This is a genomic window from Actinoplanes sp. NPDC051633 (assembly GCF_040681735.1).
Taxonomy (GTDB): Bacteria; Actinomycetota; Actinomycetes; order Mycobacteriales; family Micromonosporaceae; genus Actinoplanes.
The window spans coordinates 1-1,272 of the sequence record NZ_JBFAZH010001674.1 but is presented as its reverse complement, the minus strand read 5'-3'; the positions used below and the strand labels follow the sequence as shown (position 1 = coordinate 1,272).

The following is a 1,272-nucleotide window of genomic DNA, read 5'->3' as shown; positions in this document are numbered from 1 at the left end:
GTCGCCCCCCGGGCCCGCGCCCGGGGGGGGGGCCCCCGCGACGCGCATCAGCAGTGCTCCGACGCTCTCCCGGAACACCAGTGGCACCCGCCCGCGGGGCCTCGGCAGCTGCATCTCGACGAGGCCGGCGGCGCCCAGCTCCACCCGCGAGATCCACCCGGTGGACAGGTCCAGGCGCTGCTCCCCCGCCCCGGCCGGGAGCCGGACGTCCCAGCGCACCGACCGGTTGAGCAGGATGCGCACGGTGTCCGGCCCGGTCCGGCCGACGAACCGCAGCTCGACCCGCACCAGCCCCCTCGTGACGGTCACCCGCGGCACCAGCCCGCCATCGGCCGGTGTGGTGATCCGATAGAGCTGGCCGGGGAGCTCGACGGACTCGACCTCGACGCGTGACGCGGCGTCGGTGACCAGCAGCGCGGCGACGTTGCGTCCGCGCAGAGGGGCCGTCAGGACGTGCTCGGGGGCCGGTGGCGGCAGGGGCACCTGCGGCGCACAGGCGGCCACGGTGAGCAGGGCGACCACTGCGAACAGCATCGTTGAGCGAGCTCGACTCAGCAGTGGTGGCACCATCGTCCCAACGCGGAATCGGCCGAACGGGTGACGGCAGTGCGTCCGGATCGCGGCAGACTGTCCGGATGCGATCTGACGGCTTCCTCTCCGAGCGCCAGCGCCGCTTCGCCTGGTTGGGCTTTCTCCTGATGGCGTCTCAAGCGCCCCTCGCGGCACGCCTGGTCGACGACGCCTCCTGGCTCTTCGCCGTGGTGGTCGCCGTGGTCGTGGCCTCGGTCATCCTGGCGGACGACGCGGCCCGGCGCCGCCCGCAAACCGTGGAGCCGGGCGAGCCGGCGGAATAACTTCAACCGGTCTGCACCGGTCGGGAGAACCGTCAGCTACCCGGAGCTCCGGATAGTTCTCTCTTATGAATGGCCTGTTCAGCGGCGCTGCCGCCCGCGCTGCCCTGCGCTCCGCCCACGCGTCCCTCGACGAGCTGACGGCGTCCGTCGGCGTCTCCGGCCTGGCCGCCACGGCCTCGTCGCCGGCCCTGCTCGCCGCCGTCGACCAGCACGCCGCCGGCGTGCGGGACAGTCTCTCCGCCGACGTCCGGGCGCTGAGCCCGGTCGTCCTGGCGGCCTACGCCGAGGGTGTCCGCGACGCCGCGTTCAAGCACGGCTGGACCCCGCCGGCCGGCGAGATCGACTGGACCGTCAACGACTGGGTGCTGCGCCGCCTGCTGGCGGTCTGCTCGCTCGCACAGACCTTCGACCGCTGACC

General features: G+C 73.7%; 2 protein-coding genes and 1 pseudogene. 2 read left to right on the top strand and 1 reads right to left on the bottom strand.

All coding sequences use genetic code 11. The features are described 5' to 3' along the window. Nucleotides 1-534, bottom strand: a pseudogene (locus AB0M20_RS44220) (hypothetical protein); the annotation flags it as partial. A gap of 101 nt (nt 535-635) precedes the next feature. On the opposite strand from AB0M20_RS44220, the gene AB0M20_RS44215 reads away from it, so the two are divergent. Together AB0M20_RS44215 and AB0M20_RS44210 are read left to right on the top strand one after the other, a co-directional pair. Next, the gene (locus AB0M20_RS44215; protein ID WP_364307550.1) at nt 636-854 is read left to right on the top strand and encodes a hypothetical protein; all 219 of its coding nucleotides are present in this window, start codon (nt 636-638) and stop codon (nt 852-854) included. 65 nt (nt 855-919) lie between these two features. Continuing rightward, nucleotides 920-1,270 carry a DUF6401 family natural product biosynthesis protein gene (locus AB0M20_RS44210; protein ID WP_364307548.1) on the top strand — a complete coding sequence of 117 codons (351 nt, stop codon included), beginning with the start codon at nt 920-922 and terminating at the stop codon, nt 1,268-1,270. The last annotated feature ends 2 nt before the right edge of the window (nt 1,271-1,272 follow it).